We start from the raw sequence: 20718 nt of genomic DNA on the forward strand, positions 1-20718 counted from the left end.
TGTTTAGAGCAATCGAAGGAAGCATTGAGCAAAACTCAACAATGAGAATCCATGATGCCCGTGCTTCCCACTACCAGACTGTCACGAGCAGACCTGGCCGACCTGAATGCATTCCTGACCGTCGAAAGCCATCGAAGCTTTTCCAAAGCCGCCGTCGAGCTGGGCATCACAACCTCGGCCCTCAGCCATTCCATCCGCAATCTGGAAACCCGTCTTGGCGTGCGGTTGTTGAATCGCACCAGCCGCACGGTTTCTCCTACGGATGCGGGTACAACCCTGGCCAAACGGCTTGCAATCGGTTTTCAGGAGATCGGCGGCGCACTGGCTGAAGTAGACAGGCACCGTGACAAGCCTTCGGGACGGTTGCGCATCAACGTTCTCAATGACGGAGCACGCCTGCTGTTCACTCGATGGCTGCCTCCGTTTCTGGACGCTTACCCCGACGTGTCGGTCGAAATAGCCGTGGACGACCGTATGATGGATATCATCGCCGCAGGTTTCGATGCAGGTATCCGGTACGGAGGAACCATCCCGGAGGACTTCATCGCCGTGCCCGTCAGCGGCCCCTTGAGATGGGTTGCGTCAGCCTCTCCACGGTATCTCAATCGCTCACCGCGCCTTGTGCATCCCGAAGACCTGAAGAATCACAACTGCATCCAGATCCGCACTGGCAACGGAACGATCTACCGCTGGGACTTCGAGAAGGACGGGGAGCATCAGGCAATTGATGTGACCGGGCAGTTATGTGTCAACGAAACCGAATTCGGCATTGAAATGGCCCTGGCTGACAGAGGGATCACGTACTGCCTGGAGGATCGCATACGCGGTCATCTGGAACGGGGTGAACTGCAAGTGGTGCTGCCTGAGTGGTCTCCCATCGAACCTCCTTTTCATATCTACTACCCGGACCGCAGGCAAATGCCGCCGGGCCTTCGGGAGTTGGTCGATATGCTGCGAACCGAGGCTGGTTCATGGTCAGGCCCGCCTAGCGAAAGGCATCGGCACTGATCCCGAACCGGTTCATTTTGTTATACAGCCCGCCGCGAGATACCTTCAGGTGCCTTGCCGCCAGCCGGATATTTCCATTGGTGTGCTTCAGGGCACCGATGATCGCATTCATTTCATGGGCTCCCAGATCAGGCGCCTCGTTATATTCAGGGCGTGATGTGTGTTGTGCGCGCAGCGATGACTGCATGATTTCCAAAGGCAGATCACCTGGCTGGATCAATACCGTCGCAGCCAGATTGGTGGCCCGCTCGATGGTGTTTTCCAGTTCGCGTACATTTCCCGGCCATGAATACGCCATGAGCACTTCCAGCGCCGGGGCAGAAATGCCCGACACCGCCTTGCGCAATGACTGAGCGCAACGATCGAGAAAGTGCTGCGCCAGAAGGGAGATGTCTTCCTTGCGCATCCGCAACGGAGGCACGGTGAGGTTCAGGACATTGAGCCGGTAATAGAGGTCTTCCCTGAACGCGCCTTCAGCCACGGCCTGACTCAGGTTGCGATGGGTCGCGGCGATGATACGAACATCCACCTGCCGGGATTTCCTGGCACCGACCCGAGTTACCTCGCCTTCCTGCAAGACCCGCAACAGGCTGACCTGGGCGTCAAACGACATGTCACCGATTTCATCGAGAAAAATGGTGCCGCCATCCGCCAGCTCGAACTTGCCCGCCGAACCACCGCGGGCCGATCCGGTAAACGCGCCTTCAACGTGGCCAAACAGCTCACTCTGCACCAGCTCACGGGGAATGGCGCCACAATTGACCGCCACAAAGGGACCGCTGCTACGCTCGCTGGCGTTATGAATGGCCTGAGCGAACAATTCCTTGCCGGTTCCGCTTTCTCCGAGAATCAGCGTGGTGGAGTCGCTGCGACTCGCAATCCTGCCAAGGCGCAGCGCGTCCTGTATGACTCTGGAGTTGCCCTGAATGCTATCGAAGGTATAGCGAGCCTGAGCCCCCATGATGCGGCGGGTGATTTCGCGGATGCGCCGGTTTTCACGCAGCGACACGACCCGACCACCCTGCCCGGCCAGACAAACCGAGACCAGACATGCCAGTTGAGTGCCATCGTGGAGCTGAAAGGTACAGTCCAGATCCCGCAACGCTTCGCCCTGGCGCTGCATGATTTCCTCGTTCAACTCACTGTGCCCAAGTTGCAGGAACGGGCGCTCCAGCAGTTCAGGCCCGACCCGGAACAACTGGCGGGCATAGCGATTGAGTGCCTTGATACACCCTTTGTCATCAAGGACCACCAAGCCTTCATTGAGCACTTCCAGAACGCTGCGCTGTTCGTCCAGCAGAGCCTGCAACGCCATTTGCCGCGAAACGGCTTCAGCCGCCGCCTGCACGGTGCCCAGAGTATGGAAATGAAACCAGCCAGGTTCGGCTGTCAGGGTCAGGATTGCCAGGGTTTCACCACTGGCATTGCGGATCGGCGCAGCGGCGCAATGCATTCGGCGCTGCCGCAGGCCATTGGCAAAGTTTTCCTCGGCCAGCACGTAAACCAGACGGTCCTCGGTAATTGCCAAACCGGTGCAATTGGTGCCCTGGATGGATTCCGAGAGGCGACTGCCTACCGGGGTGATGTCCAGCCCGCAGAAACTCAGGGTCGTGCCCTGAGGATCGGTGAGGTTGATATGGCCTCTGGGGTTATAGGCGAGCAGACCACGCATCACTTCCCGGGCTGTCTCGATCAATAAGGCGTTGCCGGTCAGTTTTTCAACAAGAGCCGTCGGCGTGACGAACCGGTATTCGGCATCTTCAGGGTCGATCCCCTTATCGACACTGCGCCGCCATGAAGCCCAGATGACCGGTCTGACCTCAGGATGAGGCTCGACCCTGCCTGCAAGACACTCGCGCCAGGCCTGTTGCAGTTCGGCCATCGGCCCGTCACTCAGGGCCAGCGGGCCGATGGCAGTGATGTAGTCCAGCTCATCCTGAGGCAATGTCAGGAACGAATGATCGGCCATATCCAGCTCTCTGAGTGTTCATATCTTTGACATGTCATTGTAGACATGTCTTTCAAATAGACACTCTCTAGAATCAAAAACAATAATTCTCCTTAAATATCAATCAATTAATAAATGGCACAGCGCTTGCTCTCCTCTCAGAAGAGCGAATGACCCCACTCGCTCATCCAACTACAACAACAAGGAACGCATGCATATGAGCAAGATCATTCGCCTGGGACTCATCGGTGCAGGCCGCATGGGCAGTTTTCATGGCCAGACGGCCGCCCTGCATATTCCGGGAGCCAGCCTGGCTGCCATTGCCGACCCGACACCGGGGCAAGCCGCCCGCCTGGCTGAAAAGCTCAATGTCCAGCGGGTCTACACAGATCCGCAGCAATTGCTGGATGACCCTGAAATCGATGGTGTCCTGATTGCGGCTCCGGCTCGCAGCCACGCCGAACTGGTCATCGCAGCCGCCCGGGCCGGGAAAGGCGTCTTTTGCGAAAAGCCCATGGCAATCACGCTTGATGAAGCCGACCGGGCCATCGCCGCAGCCGCCGACGCACGGGTGCCTTTGCAAGTGGGGTTCAATCGACGCTTTGCCAGAAGCTTTCGTCAGGCGCATCTGGATGTCGTCGCCGGCCGGATTGGTACACCGCAACTGCTGCGCTCGGTCACCCGCGACCCGGCATTGAATAATCCGGCCGGCATCGGGCAGTGGGTCATTTTTCTGGAGACGCTGATCCACGATTTCGATGCCCTGCTCTACCTGAACCCCGGCGCCAGGGCCGTGGAGGTGAATGTCATGGCCGATGCACTGGTCGCTCCGGCCTACAAGGACAAGGGCCTGCTGGACACCGCTGTGGTGACGATCCGTTTCGATAACGGCGCCATCGCGACTGCCGAGGCCAACTTCCAGGCGGTCTATGGCTACGATGTGCGGGGTGAAGTCTTTGGCAGCGCGGGCATGCTGACCATGGGCAGCGTCGCCCAGTCCGAACTGGTGCGTTATCTGGCAGATGGCATTCAGGCCGATACCCAGCGCATGGACACCGATCTGCTGCGCGATGCCTACATCGCCGAACTCAATCACTTTGTCGACTGCCTGCGCAGTGGCGAAAAACCACTGGCAAGCGGTGAAGATGCCCGGGCGGCACTGGCCATTGCCCGCGCCTGCATCGAGTCAGTCCAGCAGGGCAAGACAGTCCAGATACAAGGAGAACCGGCATGAGTTTCTGCCCCTTCAAACTGGCAGTCAGCGCCGAAATGGTGTTTCTCGACCTGCCCTTCGTGCAACGTGTCCAGCGTATCCATGAGCTGGGATTCAGTGCCGAAATCTGGGACTGGACCACCAAGGACATCGCTGCGCTGAGTGCCACTGGCGCTGATTTCACCTCCATGACCGGCTATATCTCGGGCAACCTGACAGACGCCGAAGATATTCAGCGTTTGCTGGACAGCGCCAGAGAATCACTGGCCGTTGCCGAGCGCCTGAACTGCCCCAGCCTCAACCTGCATGGCACCGGCCTGGATAACAAGGGCCTGCCGGTCAAACCTGTTGGCCATGCCAGCGGGCGCATGTGGCTGAACGCCTGCAAGACCCTGGAGAAAATCGCCCGGCTTGGAGAGGAGCATTCCAGGGTATTCCTGCTGGAAAACCTCAATACACAAGTCGACCATCCCGGCACGCCCTTCTCCCGGGCCGAAGATACACTGGCCCTGATCGAAGCAGTGGATAGCCCTCATCTGAAAATGAATCTGGACCTCTATCACGCGCAAATTGGCGAGGGAAACCTGATCGAACTGATCCAGCGTGCAGGCACCGCCATCGGAGAAATCCAGGTGGCGGATGTGCCTGGGCGCATGGAGCCCGGCACCGGGGAAATCCATTACCCGGCCATTGCCAAAGCCCTGCATCGAACAGGCTACAGCGGCGTGGTCGGCCTGGAAGGCTGGGCCAGCGGCGATCCGGACATTGCGCTACACCGTTTTCGCCAGGCCTTTACTCTGGAGGAGTGAATATTCAAAAGCCTCTGGCCCGGCCATCGAGCTGTCCGGCGCGGGGCCAGAAGCACCGTTTACTTGATGAATTTCAACTCATAAAAACAAAAGGAAAACCATCATGCGCCACTCACTTGTACTTGCCTTCCTGACCCTGCTGTTCAGTCATGGGGTGCTTGCCGACTACCGGATCGGCGTCAGCATCGCCAAGGTCGACGATAACTTCATGACTTACGTGCGCAACGGTCTGAATGACGCGGCGAAAAAAGAAAACGTGAAGATCCAGTTCGAGGATGCCCAAGGGGACGTGGTTCGCCAGCTCAGCCAGGTCGAGGGCTTTATCAGCCAGAAAGTGGATGCGATCATTGTATTGCCGGTCGATACCGCTGCTGCCGTCAATATCACTCGTGCCGCCACCAAGGCCACAATCCCGCTGGTCTACGTCAACCGCCGCCCCGACCAACAGACACTGCCAGCCGGCGTTGTGGCCGTAGCCTCTCAGGACATCCAGGCCGGTCAGCTACAGATGCAATACCTGGCTGAAAAGATGGGCGGCAAAGGGAATCTGGCGATCATCATGGGTGATCTGGTGCAAAACGCGACCCAAGGCAGAACCGAAGGGGTCAAGCAGGTTTTGAAGCAGTATCCCGACATCAGGATCGTGGGTGAACAGAGTGCCATGTGGCAGCGTGACAAAGGCATGGACCTGACCAGCAACTGGTTACTGGCCGGAGTCAGGATCGACGCGGTCGTGGCCAACAATGATGAAATGGCAATCGGTGCCGCCATGGCACTGCAACAGGCCGGGCAACGCTCGACACCTGTTGTAGGTATCGACGGCCTTCCCGATGGTCTTGCAGCCATCAAGCGCGGTCAATTGGCAGCATCGGTGTTTCAGGACCCGCAGGCCCAGGCCAGCAGTGCCATCACCGCCGCGCTACGGATGATAAAGGGAGAGCCCGTAGAGTCCGATATATGGGTGCCCTACCAATTGATCAGGCCGGATCAGGTCTCGACCTTCGCACAACACTTCAAGTAGCCCGACAGAGATAGTTCTCAAGCAGCGTGACGACTTCTGCGACAAAATCCGGATTGCCGAGCAGGTCTGGCCTGTCGGCAGTCACGGTATGGATGATGCCGTGCGCAGCGATAGCCATCAGGTAGATCGAAAGATCCGGGTCGGGGACATTCTTCATGAACGGCTTCAGCACCTCAGCGAACTGTTTGCGCATTTGATCCGGGTCATCCGCCTGCCTCACCGTATGGGGCAGCTCCTCATGGATTGCCTTGTGCAATGCCGGCGCAACACGGTGTTCGTTGACGATCATCTCGACAATCAGGGTCAGTGCGTCGCGCAGAGAGGGCTGCTGCGGCAAGACTTCCAGCGCTTTGAGCAAGTCAGTGCGCGTGGCCACCGCGTGGCGCCGCTGCAATTCGGCAATCACGGCTTCCTTGTTCGGGAAGAACTGATACAGCGAACCGATATTGACGCCCGCACGTTCTGCAATGGCATTGGTCGTCAGGCCTTCCCAGCCGACCCGGATCAAAATGTAAGTCGCCGCCTGAATAATCGCATCGACCGTGGCACGGGAGCGCGCCTGAGCCGGGATTTTCCTGGGGTTTACGGCTGCTCGACCTTTGCTCACGGGCGGCTCCAGAACATGAGTATTTAAAACATAAGCTTTAACTTACGATTTTGAAGCGTGGACACACAACACCCTTCATGTTCTTGAGAGCATTTCCAACCATGAAAACACCAGACTTCGTGAGTGCCTGGGACGGCTTCCAGACTGCAAATCACTTTCGCAGAGCCATTCGCAAATTCAACTCCAGCCCCATTGCAGAGGATGACGTCAATGCACTGCTCGCTGAAGCGGCTTATGCGCCGTCCAGCGGGAACATGCAGCCGTACGAGCTGCACTGGATCCGGGACCCGGCCTTGAAAACCAGTATGACGGCGGCCTGCAATGGGCAGAAAGCGGCTGCATCGGCAGCAGAATTCATTGTCGTAGTGGCAAGCCCCGCACTCGGGCTGCGCACCGCCAAAGCGCAGCTTGAACATGTCGAAGGCTCATCGCTGCTGGGACAGAATTCCAAAGCCTATTACCGCAAGCAAGTGGGGATGTTTCAGAAGATCCTCGGGCTCGGATCTTCTGCCCTGTGGTCACCGCTGGTTTTTCTTGCGGCACTTATTCGCCCCACCTTGTCCCTGATCCCCATAGGTCACATCGGCGGCCGTCAATGGGCTGCGCGCAACGCCATCTTCGCAGCCCAGACACTGATGCTCGGAGCTGCCGCAAAAGGAATCGACTCCTGCCCGATGGAAGGCTTTTCCGCCTCTCGGGTTGCCAGTCTTTTAAAACTTCCACGGGGTTCAGTGATTCCGCTCGTTATAGCACTCGGGTATCGCGCCGATGATGCAAGAATCGAAGAACAGTGGCGCCAGACAATAACGGAGCTTGTGGTTTCGCACTGAATCCGGGTAGCAGCGGCCCCGATCAATATGGGCTGCTGCAACCACTTTAAATTGATAATAAGTCTCACTAACAAACGATAAATACTTTTATAAACTGCCTGATCATCCCCCTGAAAACACTCTTCCGACCCCATAGAACTTCGCCTTCAAATTCTGTCATTTCACATACTTGCAAAACGCTAGCACTGAACTACATTGCTATTCATTCCCAGCCTGCATAGTCAGGCGCCCTACCCGTTTGGTTGTATAGACAGGAGTAATGCCTGCCCCGGATGCAGTTTGAAATATCTGACAAGGACATTCCGTCATAACAATCAAGAGGGATGCTTGATGAAGCATAGTCAGTTGTACCGTGCGTTCTCTAAAACAGGAGTCGCCGGAAGTTGGTGGCTGTCGTTGCTGTGTTTTTCGATTCTGGTCATCGCCAGTTTCATGCTGTTTGGTGAACAGATCGAACAATTCCTGACAGGTTTAAGCCTGACGATTCCGTCAGACCCTATTCAGAAGTTAAACCTCGCACTTCTGTTGATTGCACTGCTTGCTTTCGACGTCGTACTGCCCGTGCCCTCCAGCATTGTGGCGCTGCTGGCGGTGGCTCTGCTTGGAAGTGTGGGCGGTTATTTCGTCATCTTCATCGGCCTTTGTCTCGGTGCCGGCATTGGCTATGCCCTTGGCGCGGGCTACTTTCGCTTGCTGTCCGGGCGTCTGTCGGTCAATAAGCGCAGTACCGGGCAACTGGCCTATCAGCTCAATACCTTGTCGTTGATTTGCCTTCGTGGCGTGCCGGTTCTGGCCGAAACCTCAGTGGTCGCTGCCGGCATGCAGCGCTATCCGCTGCGTCAGTTCCTGTTGGTCACCACCCTGGCCAATGCCGGACTTGCCCTGGCCTACAGCGCTATCGGCACTTACCTCATGGAGAAGAACGCACTGTTGGCCACGGTACTGGCCAGTATGGTGCTGCCTGGTCTGTTCCTCGTCGGACGAAGCCTGTTAAAGACGGCAAAAGCCCGCCTTGTAAAAGACACCGGCCGCCCTTTGCAGGGCCGCTTCGAGGTCAGTTACAACTACCCCGTGGTCTTTACCGATCACCTGTTCGACCCGAAAAATGACTGCCTGCGTGAACAACTCACCACCCAGCAGGCTGGCCGGGTAACGGTGCTGATCTTTGCCGACGAGCAACTGCTCAAATCGTCGCCCCATCTGCTGCCGCAAATTGATGCCTACTTTGCCGCGCACAGCCACGACCTGCGCTTGCAGACCTCACCCATCGCCGTGCCTGCGGGTGAGTTGAGCAAGACCCCGCAAGTATTGCATCAGCTCTATGAGCACATGTTGCAGCACGGGCTGGACCGGCATTGTTATGTGCTGGCCATGGGCGGCGGTGCCGTGCTAGATGCCGTGGGTTATGCCTGCTCCACCTTCCATCGTGGCATGCGCCTGATTCGTATCCCGACCACGGTGCTTGCGCAGAACGATGCGGGTATCGGCGTCAAGAACGGCATCAATGCCTTTGGCCAGAAGAACCTGCTTGGTGCGTTCTGCCCGGCCAATGCGGTTATCAACGACTTTCAGATGCTGCTCAGCCTGTCGCAGCGTGACCGGATCGCCGGGCTGGCCGAAGCCGTGAAAGTGGCCTCCATCAAGGACTCGGCCTTTTTCCAGTGGATGGAGCAGCAAGCCCAGGCGCTGGCGGACTTCGAACACAACGCCAGCCGTTACGCCATCCGCCGTTGTGCGGAGCTGCATCTGGGGCATATCACCGGCGCAGGCGACCCGTTCGAGCGGGGCAACGGTCGGCCGCTGGATTATGGCCACTGGTCCGCTCACAAGCTGGAAAACCTGAGTCAGCACCGTTTGCGCCATGGTGAAGCGGTTGCCGTGGGCATGGCGCTGGACGCGCTGTACGCCAATGCGGTGGGGCTGCTGTCGGACACCGATACCGAGCGCCTGTTGCACTTGCTCGTGCAGCTCGGTTTCAGCCTCAACCCGCCAGAGCTGCTGCTCAAGGACTCGCAAGGCCGCTCGCTGATCGTGCAAGGGCTGGAAGAGTTCAGGCAGCACCTTGGCGGCCAGCTCTCCATCCCGATGCTCACCAGCCTGGGTGAGTCCACCGATCTGCACGAGATCGATTTCGCTCTGATGGAGCAAGCCCTGCAGCGCCTGTCGTCCTACAGCACATCGCCCCTCGGATGGACCAAGAGTTGCCCTGAATGAATCAGACCTCCTTGAAGACCTGGATGACTCTGGGTCGAGTCTCCAACCTGCCGACGGTATGGACCAATACCCTGGCAGCCGCATTGTTGGCCAGCAGCGCTGGCGCCCTCGCCCCACCCTCGCTGCTGGTCTGGGGTCTGCTGCTGGTCGTGCTGTCGCTGCTTTACCTGTTCGGCATGCTCTTGAACGATCTGCTGGATGCCGACTGGGATCAGAAACACGATAACCCGCGCCCCATCACCCTCGGGCTGGTCAGTCGCCAGCAGGTCGCACTGGCCGTCTGCGCCCTGATTCTGGTCGCCGCGGTTTCGATACTGGGCCTGAGCCAGTTGATCGAAGAACCGAACTGGCTACTGGGCAGCGCTGCGCTGTTGCTGGGCTTTATCCTGGCCTACAACCTGCTGCACAAGAAATACCCCCACAGCGTCTGGTTGATGGGCGCCTGCCGCTCGGCGCTTTACCTGACAGCGGCTGCCAGCCTGAGTGTGCCACCCGAGCCCATCTGGCTTTGCGCGGCGCTGCTGGGAGCCTATATCAGCGGCCTGACCTATCTGGCCCGCCAGGAACATCGCAATCAGTTACTCAGCCGCTTCCCGCTGATTCTGATGCTGAGCCCGCTGATCCTGGTCAGCTACGCCAGCAACGGCATGTTCTGGCTGGTGTTGCTGATCTGGCTCGCCTGGCTGGGGCGCAATTACTGGCGTCATCTGGCCAACCCGCAGCATCGTCAGGTTCGCGCCTTCATCGGTGCCGGTCTGGCGGCGCTGCCTCTGTTCGACGCCATGGTTCTGGCATTGGCAGATCAACCCTGGGGCAGTCTGCTGTGTGTCCTGGTGTTCTTTCTGCTCCCTCGCTTCCAACGCTGGATCAAGCCGACATGATTGAAATCGCCCCGAATGGACTTGCGGCACTTGAACTCAGAGAAGAGATACTGACCGAACAACTGCAACGCTTCACCCGTCATCTGCAGATCTCCGAGTTGCAGTGGTGGGAAGGAGCACTGCAACAGATCGCGAAGAACCCGACGGCCAATACCCTGGTATTCCTGAGCAGCCAGTGCAAACGCTATCTGGCCGAACAGGCGACAACCGATAACGCCATCTGGACAAAGACCCAGAAGGCACGTGTGCAGTTGTTGGCCGAGGCCTTGAAGCATCAGGAACCGGGTAATCGCTCTCCTCTGCTGCGTCAGTTCTATGCCTGGGGCGACGATCAGGAAAAGATTGCGATCCTGAAGGCTCTGGACTGGTTCGATGCCAGCGGGCAATGCCTGGACCTCGCGCTTCAGGCCGGCCGCACCCATAACAGCCAGGTATTTGCCGCCATTGCGCTGGACAACCCCTTCCCGTCGAGCCATTACAACGAACGCGCCTTCCATCAACTGGTACTCAAAGCGCTGAGCATGAGCCTCGAAATCCAGCGCCTGCTGGGCCTGCCGGAACGTCGCAGCAGCTCGCTGAACCAGCTTGCCCTGGACCTGATGGAAGAACAGCTTGCAGCCGAGCGCCCGGTCTCAGTCGGCCTGGTTCACGTCATCGCCTTTGCGCTGCTCACGGCGTCGCAACACCAACGACTCGCCCAGCTGAATCAGGCGCAACGCCTGCCGGCCGAATGGGCAGATCACTTTTACCAGTACGAAACCCGACTCCCCCAATGATTGCCCCTTTCTGACTGCGAGGATGTTCCATGCTCAAGTACTTCGATCCGCACATCCACATGGTAAGCCGTACCACGGACGACTATCAGAACATGGCCGCCGCTGGAATCACCGGAGTCATCGAGCCGGCTTTCTGGCAGGGCCAGGCGCGCACAAGTGTCGGCAGCTTTGTCGACTACTTCGATACGCTGCTCGGCTGGGAGCGCTTTCGTGCCAGCATGTTCGGCATCCATCACTTCTGCACCATCGGCCTCAACCCCAAGGAAGCCAATAACCTCTCGATAGCCGAAGAAGTGCTGGAGATCCTGCCCCGCTATCTGGTCAAGGACGGCGTGGTGGCGGTGGGCGAAATCGGCTACGACGACATTACACCCGACGAGGACCGTTTTCTGGCCGCCCAACTGGAACTGGCCAAGCAGTTCCACCTGCCGGTTCTGGTCCACACCCCGCATCGCGACAAGATTGGTGGCACCAAACGCACTCTGGCGGTGATCCGGGAAGTCAACATTCCCGAGCATCTGGTCATCATCGACCACCTGAACGAACTGACCTTGCCTCTGGTGCTGGAAACCGACTGCTGGCGCGGCCACTCGATCTACCCCAACACCAAGATGTCGGAACAACGCATGGTGGCGCTACTCAAGGAGTACGGCACCGAAAAAATGGTGGTCAACAGCGCTGCCGACTGGGGCATCAGCGACCCGCTCAAGGTACCGAAAACCGGTCAGGCAATGCTCGATGCCGGCTTTACCCAAGCCCAGGTTGAACAAGTGCTGTTCCATAACCCGGTGGACTTCTTCGCCCAGAGCGGACAACTGGACAAGACCCTGGTCAGCACCCCGCTGCCCATTGACCAGCGCAAGCAATGGCAGGAAAACTCGGCCCTGCGTGGCCAGGAACCGGTGGTCAAATGAGCGCCGCCTCAGGCTGGACCGCCGCCCAGATAGGCTATTGCAGCAATGTGCATCCCGCGCCCGGGCTGGCTGAACTGTGCGCCTCCATCGAGCAGCATTTCCAGGGCGTACGCCAGCAACGCAAGCTGGTCGAGCAGGAAAGCGGGCTATGGATCAGCGCCCAGGCAGCTCAGGAACTGCAAGATGATTCAGCGCGTATGGCCTTTCTGGACGTGCTGAAAAACTGCGGCGTGCGGCTGACGTCACTCAACGGCTTTCCCTACGGCCAGTTTCACAAGGGCGCAGTGAAAGCCGAGGTTTACCTGCCCAGTTGGGCTGACGCCGAGCGACTGGCTTACAGCCTGCAACTGGCGGAAATTCTCGCCCAGGCATTGCCTGCAGATTGCGATCAGGGCGTGATCTCGACAGTGCCATTGGGTTACGCCGCCCACTGGAACCCTGAACGGCAACAGCGTGCCGAACAGTTTCTGGGGCAACTGACCTCTTCTCTGGCCAGCCTGCAGCAGAAGACCGGCAAGAAGATCGTGATCTGCCTGGAAATGGAACCGGACTGCGTGCTTGAAAACACCACGCAGGCCATCGAGTTCTTTCACCGCCTGCAAGCCCGCGATCCCCATCACGAGCATCTGGCCTTGTGCTTCGATGTCTGCCATCAGTCGGTCGTCTTCGAGCACTGCTACGAATCCCTTGAAAGTCTGCGCAAGGCCGGGGTTCCAGTCGGCAAGATCCAGTTATCCAATGCCATGATCTGTCGACTGCCCGCCGAGGATGACAGTCGCCGTGAGCAGGTTCTCGACGCTCTGGGCGACTTTGCCGAAGCCACGTATCTGCATCAGGTCAAGACCCTGGACCCGCAAGGCCGATTGAAAGCCTGGGCCGACTTGCCTGCGGCACTTGAGAACCCCGAGCAAAGCACCGAGCTGAGGATTCATTTCCACGTGCCGCTGTTCAGCGAGCAATTGCTGTTGCCGGAGCTGAGCGGCAGCCAGATTGCCCTGGCCCAGACCTTCGACTTCCTGGCAGACCACGCCGACTTCCGTCCGGTACTGGAGGCGGAAACCTATAGCTGGAACGTCCTGCCTTCGGCCATCAGGCCACAGACCGAACGGGCCTTGCTGCTGGGGATCGCTGCCGAACTGCAATGGGTCGAGGCACAACTGCGCCAGCGGGGATTGTTGCTGCCCCACGCCAACAGACAAAAGGCGTATGCGGATGCGATCTGACCTGCCGCCGCTGTTGCTGATCAACGTGGTGGGGCTGACACCTGGCTTGCTGGGCGATGCCACACCGCAGATCAACGCTTTACTCAAGAATGCACAGATGGCCAGTCTGCAACCGGTCTTTCCGGCAGTGACCTCGACTGTGCAGGCATCCATTCTCACCGGCCAGCCGCCATCGAAGCATGGCATCGTCGGCAATGGCTGGTATTTCCGCGATCAGGCCGAAGTGCGCTTCTGGCTACAGCCCAATGACCTGATACAGGGCGAGAAAGTCTGGCATGCCCTCCAACGTGAGCATCCTGACTTTCGCAGCAGCCAGTTGTTCTGGTGGTTCAACATGTACGCCGACGTGGATGCCGCCATCACGCCACGCCCACACTACCCCGCTGACGGTCGCAAGATGTTCGGTCTGTATTCGTCGCCGGCGTCACTGCACGAAGTCATAGAACAACAGATTGGCGAGTTTCCATTCCCCGGTTTCTGGGGACCCGCTGCCGGCATCTCGTCCAGCCGCTGGATCGTGGATTGCGCCATGGCCGAATTCCGCATCAACCGGCCCAATCTGCAACTGGTCTATCTGCCGCATCTGGATTACAGCCTGCAACGCCACGGGCCGGATCATCCGTCGATTGCCGATGAAGTCAGGGCCATCGACCATGAAGTCGGACGTTTGCTGAGCTTTGCCGAGCAGCAAGGTGCCAAGGTCATGCTGCTCTCGGAGTACGGGATCGAAGCGGTTCAACAGTCGATATCGATCAACCGGGTGCTGCGCTCGGAAGGCTTGCTGCACGTGCGGCAGTCCCTGTCCTGGGAACTGCTGGATCCGGGTGCCAGTGCGGCCTTTGCCGTCACCGATCATCAGATCGCCCATATCTACGTGAAACGGGCGCAGGACATTCCCAAAGTCAAAGCCCTGTTGCAACGTCAGCCGGGCATCGAGCAGGTGCTGGATAAAACCGAGCAGCAGGCCTGGCAACTCGATCACCCCCGCAGCGGCGAGCTGGTGGTCATCGCAGAGGCCGGTTACTGGTTCGATTACTACTACTGGTTCGATGATCGCAAGGCACCCGACTTTGCCCGCACCGTGGATATTCATCGCAAACCCGGTTACGACCCGCTGGAGCTGTTCATCGACCCGGCCATTCGTTTCCCGAAACTGAAAGTGGCGCGCCGCCTGCTGCAGAAAAAGCTCGGCTTTCGCTACTACATGGACTTGATCCCTCTCGATACCCGACTGATTCGCGGCAGCCATGGACGCTTGCCCAGCGACGAACAGTCAGGCCCGTTACTTATTACAAATTGCGAACTGCAGCTGCCGGAGCGTCTTCCTGCAACAGCCGTCAAGCAACTGCTTCTGGAGTACTTCCGGGGGCACCAACACCGTGATCAGGCCAATGCCAAGGAGATTTCATGCGGCGAGCCCTTTGTGTAACCGTTCTGAGTGCTGTAGCCGGTCTGGCTCAAGCGCAGACGCCGACCCCAGCCAATTTCGATTGCACCAACCTTTTCAAGTTTGGCACCAACTCCGCCACGACCTGGACTGCATTCCAGCAGAGCCCTGAAACCATGGCCTGGAACTGGTTTGCCTGCCTGAACCAGCCCGCAGCCCAAGGCAACCCCAATCGTGTCTGGGAAACCCTCAAGCCCAGCGATCAGGTCTATCTGAGCAATGGCGCACAGCCCCTGCCCTATGCCCAGCGCGAACCGTTGCCAGCCGATGTGAGCAAACAGGCCCAGACACTGGGCCTGAACATGCAGCGCGCTTTCCAGAACCTGGACAGCGTGCAGCAGGTGGACGGGCTGATTCTGCAAATGGGCAACCAGGTGCCTGCAGCGCAACGGGGCCAGCCGGTGCGTTTTCACCTGCAGATGAGTGAAGACACCTTCAATTACATCATGCAGCAAAAGGTCTACAACGCGAACGGCCAGGCGGCCCTGACCAGCAGCCTGAACTTTCCCTCCACAGCCTGGGAGCTGAAAACTTCATGGCTGTGGATCGGTGCCGATCAGACTTTCATGCAGCAACTGACCAATGATGGTTACTACATCATTCAGGCCTATTACCTGGAGGACGACGAGAAAACCTATAACGTGGGTTATGCCGCCCTCAGTGGCATGCACGTCATCAACAAGCTGTCGCCAAGCTGGGTCTGGACCACCTTTGAAAACAAGAACAACAGCAAGTACAGCGTGACCAATGACACTCCGGCAAAGCCCATGACCAATATCACCGGGCCAACAGCGGCGGCAAAACCGGTCAACGCCACTTTCCAGGCTCAATACCCTGCGCTGGCGCAATACGAATTGATCGGCGTCCAGTATCAGAACGATGGACAGTTGCTGGCCAACTCGCAACTGGAGTCAGCTTTCCAGAGCAATTCCGACTGCCTGGCCTGTCACAGCACAGCGGCCTATTCAACGAAGACCAAGACTTATTTCAACTTCGCGCTCGACCAGAATGGCGGCCTCGCCTACCCGGTCAAGGAGCTGCCCGAGTCGGCCTATGCCGGTTACGAAAAACTGGACTTCGTCTGGTCGCTGAAACGCGCCCAGTGGCAACGACCTTAAGGAGCATGACCCTATGAGCGTGTTGAATTTCCCCCGTATCTATTTCAATGGCCACATGTTCTGGAACCCGCCGACGGCCAACAACAACGACATGTTTCCGCTGTACGACGCGGTCAAGATGCAGATGAACTGGCCGTTTCTGGCCGAGTACGGCATCACCCCCGAAAACGCCGCCAGCACTCTGCTGCCCTGGACCATCGCACCGATCCCCACCGTTCCAGACTATGTGCTGCAAGTACCCGGCAACGCTGCGGCGAGCGGTATCCCTGGCGAATGGAACCTGTTTGGCGATAACAGCTGCGGCACGGTCAGCCACAACCTTACCCAGTCGCTGGTCATCGGTGGCGAGTTGCAGACCAACAGCTATATCAGCCAGGACAACCTGGTCAACAAGAGCTACCAGTTGACAGGCAACCCCTTTGGCGGCACGGCCCCCTCCGCGGCACGTTTCGTTGATGTCAGCCCCTGGCAGAACACGTTCACGGCGCTGTACTTCGACAATCTGGTCATAGGCGACAACCAGTGCGGCCTGACCCTCAATCGCCAGCACCGCATGCTCGACCGTTTTCTGAACTTCAACTGGGGAGCCTTCGGCGGCCTGAGTTATGTCACCACCACCTGGCAGACCTGTTTTCCCAAGGAAAACCTGCAATGGGTGATCGGCGACTCGGTTCTATTGCAGAACCTGCAGCAGCAGATGGAACAGCAAAACGCCAAAGGCCTGATGTTCCGCTTCTCGACCTATCTGACCTACTACGACAAGAACGGCATCTTCAACGACTACCCGCCCTTTATCACCCACCCGACAGGCAACGAAAGCCCGGCAAAAATACTGGCAGAAATGCAGGCCATGTATCAGAAAGGTCTGGATAACGTCGCCGATATCTTTTTCAACCCGGCCTACAGCCGCACGGCCGGCACACTGGGGTTATGGTTCGAGGATGAATTCCCGACCGCACCCGCAGGGCAGCGTCTGGTCCCGGCCTCGCCTATCAGCGTTTACAAGACCAAACCCGGCGATACCCCGCTGCCGCCTGGCGTGGCTATCCAGCTTGGGGTGATTTCGGCTCAGGTGCAGCCTGAGAACAACACCCTGTCGCTGGACCTTGGAACCGGATTCCCGTTCTATCCGGTCGACAGCAAGGCGGCCATTCCCGTTGCGGAAAAATTCCAGGCCGGTGACTACCAGGTGGGCGTGCGCAATAACGGAAAATTCACTCCGGTAGCGAACTTCGGCTTCGAGCAGTACCGGCAGTTTGCGTTCGACAAGCGCGCCGGTATTCTCGACTTTGCCCTGAGCGCCGATGACATCGCCACGCTGCAAAGCGGGCCGCTGGAACTGCGTTTGCTGGGCTCGTCACCCAAGACCGCCGCCACGCAACAGATGTGGACTGCCGAGGTAGTGGAAAGCGCCAGCTTCATCGATGTGGGTGATATCAAGACCCTGAATATCATGGTCCAGTACGACGGCAAGCCGGCAGTGGACACAGTGATCTGGGTGGCGGAATACAACAACGCCTTCTCGGTAACCACCAGCGACTATTATCTGGCCTTCCGCAATGATCCGGACTTCACGCTGTTCACCAACAATCCATTGGACTACTCGCAGAACCAATCCCGACTGCCGCAATTTATCGATACGCCCCTGGTAGTGAGTCAGGCAACCAAAGGCAGCGGCCGCAGCCTGAGTGCCGTACATTCTGCGGCAATCAACACGGGAACCAATGGCGATAAAGTCAGCTATCAGGCCTATCTGCACGAACCCACAGCGCTGTCCCTCAAACATTGCCTGACGTTTGCCAATGCCACCGACCTGCAAGGCACCCTGCAGGGCAACACCACGGTGGATTACAGCGTGGTACAGATCAAGACCGACGCCAAAGGCATTGCCCAGGTGATGATCAACGCCACGGCAGCCGGCTTTCCCACCCTGAGGTTCTTTGTCCAGGAAGGCGATCAGCCTCCCGCGATCCCTTTCAGCTTCAACTACATGGAAGCCTACACCGACTTCCTGGCACCGTTGCGGGTGCTGCCTATGGAGCCCAAGTTGCAAAAGGACTTCGTCGACTACTGGAACAGCATCTGTACGCAACAGGATGCCCGTGTATTGATCTGGGAACAGTTCATCTATCCACGAATCCTCGAACCCTTCTATTACCTGTACCCGATCATGACCAAGTACATGCCTCTCAACTCCCTGAAACGCATCGAGGGCGCGGTCGATCAGTTGATCAAACTGATCGGCAAGCCATACCAGGAAGAAAGCACACTGGCGATGCCCATCACCCGTGACATGCCGCAAAGCCGACGCGCCGTGCTGGAGCTTTGGGCGCAATCGCTGGTGAAGGCGAACTACCCGCCCATGCCGCTGAGCATGAGTAATTACCCTCAAAGCTGTTAAACCCGGCAGGAAAGCGGGTGGCTGAAAGGCCATCCGCGCTTGCAAAGGAGTGTCGTATGAAGTCCAGCATTTTGATTCGGCTGTTCATGTTGTCGAGCCTGCTGTTTTGCAACACCCTGTTTGCGCAGGACGACGGCGATGTCTACTTCAGCATGGGTGTCCATAACACTTCGGGCTGCACCGAAAAGAATGGCAATTGCATTGCCAAGAGGAATCCGGGCGACCCAAGCGATCCGTTTTTCCCCGCGTACTGGGTCAGCAACTGGACGATGTACCGGGTGACCACCGACAGCTACAAGACCAACCCGCCGCCTTACAGCAACCCACCCGCCACCTTGAAAACCAGTGACTACAGCGTTTCCAAGGGCACCAGCTATTACGACACGACCTATATTCCGGCCGATGGCGATGGCTACGGCGCAATGATGGAGCACTACGAGAAATACTGCCTGCCGATCTTCCCGATCAAGGACAACAACTACACGTGCAGCTTCGTGTCGCTGGGCAACAAGGCGTACTTCCTGACTTACGAGCAGGACCGCCCCAAAGGCATGCCCGCCTGCTGCATGTTCTCGCCCATGAACCACCCGCCGCGCCAGGACTTCATCCAGCATTTGCCCTATAGCGCCGAGCGCAGCAAGAACCTCAACGCCAGCGTGCAAGCGTATGCCCTTGATGTGCCGGGGCCGGACGGTCCGATCCTGTTCGGTTATTCATTCTTCAAGGCCGCCACCAGCAGCCAGAAAGGGCAACCACCTTACCGGCTTCCTCAATCCTTCTTCTTTTCGGGCGATGTCTCCACCGCCAATGCCCCTATCGTCAGCCAGAACTACACCAACTTCCGCATAGCCAAACCGGACCCGGCCACTACCTGGGCACAGGTGGCGAAGATGTGCCCGGCAAACCCCGAGCCCTGCCAGTTGTTCAATCCGCCGACCACACTGAGCAATGGCAAAAAGGCGCAGTGGAACAACCTGATGCCCAACAAGCCCTGACAGACAAGGACGCATGCCATGAAGAACCGATATCGTCTTGCCCTGGCGCTGCTGGGCAGTGTCAGCCTGCCTGCCCTAGCTCTCGAACAGCCAATGCCGGATGTGTCTGTGACGAGTCTCAACTGCCAGCTTCCCGGCAGCGCTCCAGCCGCCAAAAGCGGCCAGGACCTGTTCGATCTGTACAGCTGGCAGATGTTCATCGCCCTGAACTGGCCCGTAACGGATGGTCAGCGCGGAACGCCCGATTGCAACAAGAAACCCGGAGATGCGGGTTACACCGTCTGGCAGAGCTACAAGAACGTCAGTGAAATATTCCCGGCGGACGGCAGTAATCCAGGCCCCTGGAATACTCCGTTGACCGGCAGGAATCTGGGCATGATCAATATTTCGGCCCTGAAAAACACCGGCGTACTCCAGGCGGTCGATCAGGCCGTGGGCGGCTGGCTGATCGATCAACGCGGTAACCCGACCTACTACGACATCTCGGCCAACGAGGTTTCGTACAACTACATCGTGGACAACAACTTCTACAACGCTAATGTCGTGTCCAAAGCCAGCAACATTTCATTCCCCAACGAAGTCATCGAGGTCAAGTCGAGCTGGCGTATCCTCACACCCGCCGACAACGCCAGTCGTTACCTGACGATTCATTCGCAGGTCGATCTGTTCGATGATCAGGGCAAACCCACCGGTGCTGTTGCAGATGCCTATCTGGGTCTGGTGGGCCTGCACATCATCACCAAGGTGCAAGGCTATCCACAGTGGATCTGGTCCACCTTCGAGCAGATCGACAACGTGCCACCCAAGAAGGAGTCGGGAGGCCAATGGATCGACAACCCGGCACCCGGCATCAACTACTCCTACTTCAACCCCCACGCCGATCCTGCCAGCCTCAATCAGTCCCCGTGCGACTGGCAGACGCAAGACAACAAGATGGTGTGCGTGCCCAAGGCAGGCACCACCTTCCAGACCCCGAACCCGCTGAACCGGGTGACGCCGATTGCTCTCTCCACCGAACTGATCAACAAGGGGTTCCAGCTCAATCCCGGCCTGCAGCAAAGCGCTCTGAAGTACTACCAGCTCGTCACGACCCAGCGTCCGTTCAACCCGAACAACCCCGGTAATCCGTTGGGCCAGCCGACCCCGGCACTTTCGGCCAACGTCACGATGGAAAGCTACATCCAGGCCAACAGCAGTTGCATGGCTTGCCATTCCATGGCGACACCGGTCGGCAGCCCTTACAAGGCCGATTTTTCCTACATGTTCAAATTTGCACAGCCCGCCCCCCAAGGCCCCAAGGACGAGAAATAGAC

17 protein-coding genes are annotated in these 20718 nt (G+C 58.2%); 15 read left to right on the forward strand and 2 right to left on the reverse strand.

The window, feature by feature from the left end:
- The first annotated feature begins 54 nt into the window (after positions 1-54).
- A complete protein-coding gene (locus Q6A51_RS20775) occupies positions 55-1008 on the forward strand; it encodes a LysR family transcriptional regulator (protein WP_201017221.1) in 954 nt (317 codons plus the stop codon).
- Here the strand turns inward: Q6A51_RS20775 and Q6A51_RS20780 are convergent.
- On the reverse strand, positions 986-2977 hold the full coding sequence (locus Q6A51_RS20780) for a sigma-54-dependent Fis family transcriptional regulator (RefSeq protein WP_304575624.1): 1992 nt from the start codon (positions 2975-2977) through the stop codon (positions 986-988). The two genes, Q6A51_RS20775 and Q6A51_RS20780, sit on opposite strands and share 23 nt — an antisense overlap.
- 190 nt (positions 2978-3167) lie before the next feature.
- Here Q6A51_RS20780 and Q6A51_RS20785 point away from each other — a divergent pair, with 190 nt between their 5' ends.
- The 3 genes from Q6A51_RS20785 to Q6A51_RS20795 all read left to right on the forward strand — a co-directional run bounded on the left by Q6A51_RS20785 (position 3168) and on the right by Q6A51_RS20795 (position 5999).
- Positions 3168-4190, forward strand: coding sequence for a Gfo/Idh/MocA family oxidoreductase (locus tag Q6A51_RS20785; RefSeq protein WP_304575625.1), 1023 nt, complete (start codon positions 3168-3170; stop codon positions 4188-4190).
- A complete protein-coding gene (locus Q6A51_RS20790; protein WP_304575626.1) occupies positions 4187-4978 on the forward strand; it encodes a TIM barrel protein in 792 nt (263 codons plus the stop codon). The genes Q6A51_RS20785 and Q6A51_RS20790 overlap by 4 nt, the downstream gene beginning before the upstream one ends.
- Positions 4979-5081: 103 nt before the next feature.
- Entirely contained in the window at positions 5082-5999 is a 918-nt protein-coding gene (locus Q6A51_RS20795) for a sugar ABC transporter substrate-binding protein (RefSeq protein WP_374004986.1), read from the forward strand.
- Here the strand turns inward: Q6A51_RS20795 and Q6A51_RS20800 are convergent.
- Positions 5992-6606 carry a TetR/AcrR family transcriptional regulator gene (locus Q6A51_RS20800; protein WP_304575627.1) on the reverse strand — a complete coding sequence of 205 codons (615 nt, stop codon included), beginning with the start codon at positions 6604-6606 and terminating at the stop codon, positions 5992-5994. The genes Q6A51_RS20795 and Q6A51_RS20800 overlap by 8 nt on opposite strands.
- A gap of 50 nt (positions 6607-6656) precedes the next feature.
- Between Q6A51_RS20800 and Q6A51_RS20805 the strand changes: the two genes are divergently transcribed.
- From Q6A51_RS20805 to Q6A51_RS20855, 11 genes are all read left to right on the forward strand, one after another.
- Entirely contained in the window at positions 6657-7436 is a 780-nt protein-coding gene (locus Q6A51_RS20805) for a nitroreductase family protein (RefSeq protein WP_236250133.1), read from the forward strand.
- 330 nt (positions 7437-7766) lie between these two features.
- Entirely contained in the window at positions 7767-9650 is a 1884-nt protein-coding gene (locus Q6A51_RS20810) for a 3-dehydroquinate synthase (protein ID WP_304575628.1), read from the forward strand.
- Complete coding sequence (locus Q6A51_RS20815; protein ID WP_201000703.1) at positions 9647-10531, forward strand: UbiA family prenyltransferase; 885 nt, start codon at positions 9647-9649, stop codon at positions 10529-10531. The genes Q6A51_RS20810 and Q6A51_RS20815 overlap by 4 nt, the downstream gene beginning before the upstream one ends.
- The gene (locus tag Q6A51_RS20820) at positions 10528-11307 is read left to right on the forward strand and encodes an EboA domain-containing protein (RefSeq protein WP_201017155.1); all 780 of its coding nucleotides are present in this window, start codon (positions 10528-10530) and stop codon (positions 11305-11307) included. Before Q6A51_RS20815 ends, Q6A51_RS20820 begins: the two co-directional genes overlap by 4 nt.
- 29 nt (positions 11308-11336) lie before the next feature.
- A complete protein-coding gene (locus tag Q6A51_RS20825; RefSeq protein WP_201017156.1) occupies positions 11337-12221 on the forward strand; it encodes a TatD family hydrolase in 885 nt (294 codons plus the stop codon).
- Positions 12218-13444 carry a metabolite traffic protein EboE gene (gene eboE, locus Q6A51_RS20830; protein WP_304575629.1) on the forward strand — a complete coding sequence of 409 codons (1227 nt, stop codon included), beginning with the start codon at positions 12218-12220 and terminating at the stop codon, positions 13442-13444. Before Q6A51_RS20825 ends, eboE begins: the two co-directional genes overlap by 4 nt.
- Positions 13434-14873 carry an alkaline phosphatase family protein gene (locus tag Q6A51_RS20835; RefSeq protein ID WP_304575630.1) on the forward strand — a complete coding sequence of 480 codons (1440 nt, stop codon included), beginning with the start codon at positions 13434-13436 and terminating at the stop codon, positions 14871-14873. Before eboE ends, Q6A51_RS20835 begins: the two co-directional genes overlap by 11 nt.
- The gene (locus tag Q6A51_RS20840; RefSeq protein ID WP_304575631.1) at positions 14852-16009 is read left to right on the forward strand and encodes a hypothetical protein; all 1158 of its coding nucleotides are present in this window, start codon (positions 14852-14854) and stop codon (positions 16007-16009) included. The genes Q6A51_RS20835 and Q6A51_RS20840 overlap by 22 nt, the downstream gene beginning before the upstream one ends.
- Positions 16010-16022: 13 nt before the next feature.
- Entirely contained in the window at positions 16023-18410 is a 2388-nt protein-coding gene (locus Q6A51_RS20845) for a hypothetical protein (RefSeq protein ID WP_304575632.1), read from the forward strand.
- A gap of 56 nt (positions 18411-18466) precedes the next feature.
- Entirely contained in the window at positions 18467-19405 is a 939-nt protein-coding gene (locus tag Q6A51_RS20850) for a hypothetical protein (RefSeq protein ID WP_304575633.1), read from the forward strand.
- Between the two features lie 18 nt (positions 19406-19423).
- Positions 19424-20716, forward strand: coding sequence for a hypothetical protein (locus tag Q6A51_RS20855; protein WP_304575634.1), 1293 nt, complete (start codon positions 19424-19426; stop codon positions 20714-20716).
- Positions 20717-20718 lie beyond the last annotated feature (2 nt).

This window comes from Pseudomonas serbiensis (assembly GCF_030580745.1).
In the GTDB taxonomy this organism is placed as follows: domain Bacteria; phylum Pseudomonadota; class Gammaproteobacteria; order Pseudomonadales; family Pseudomonadaceae; genus Aquipseudomonas; species Aquipseudomonas serbiensis.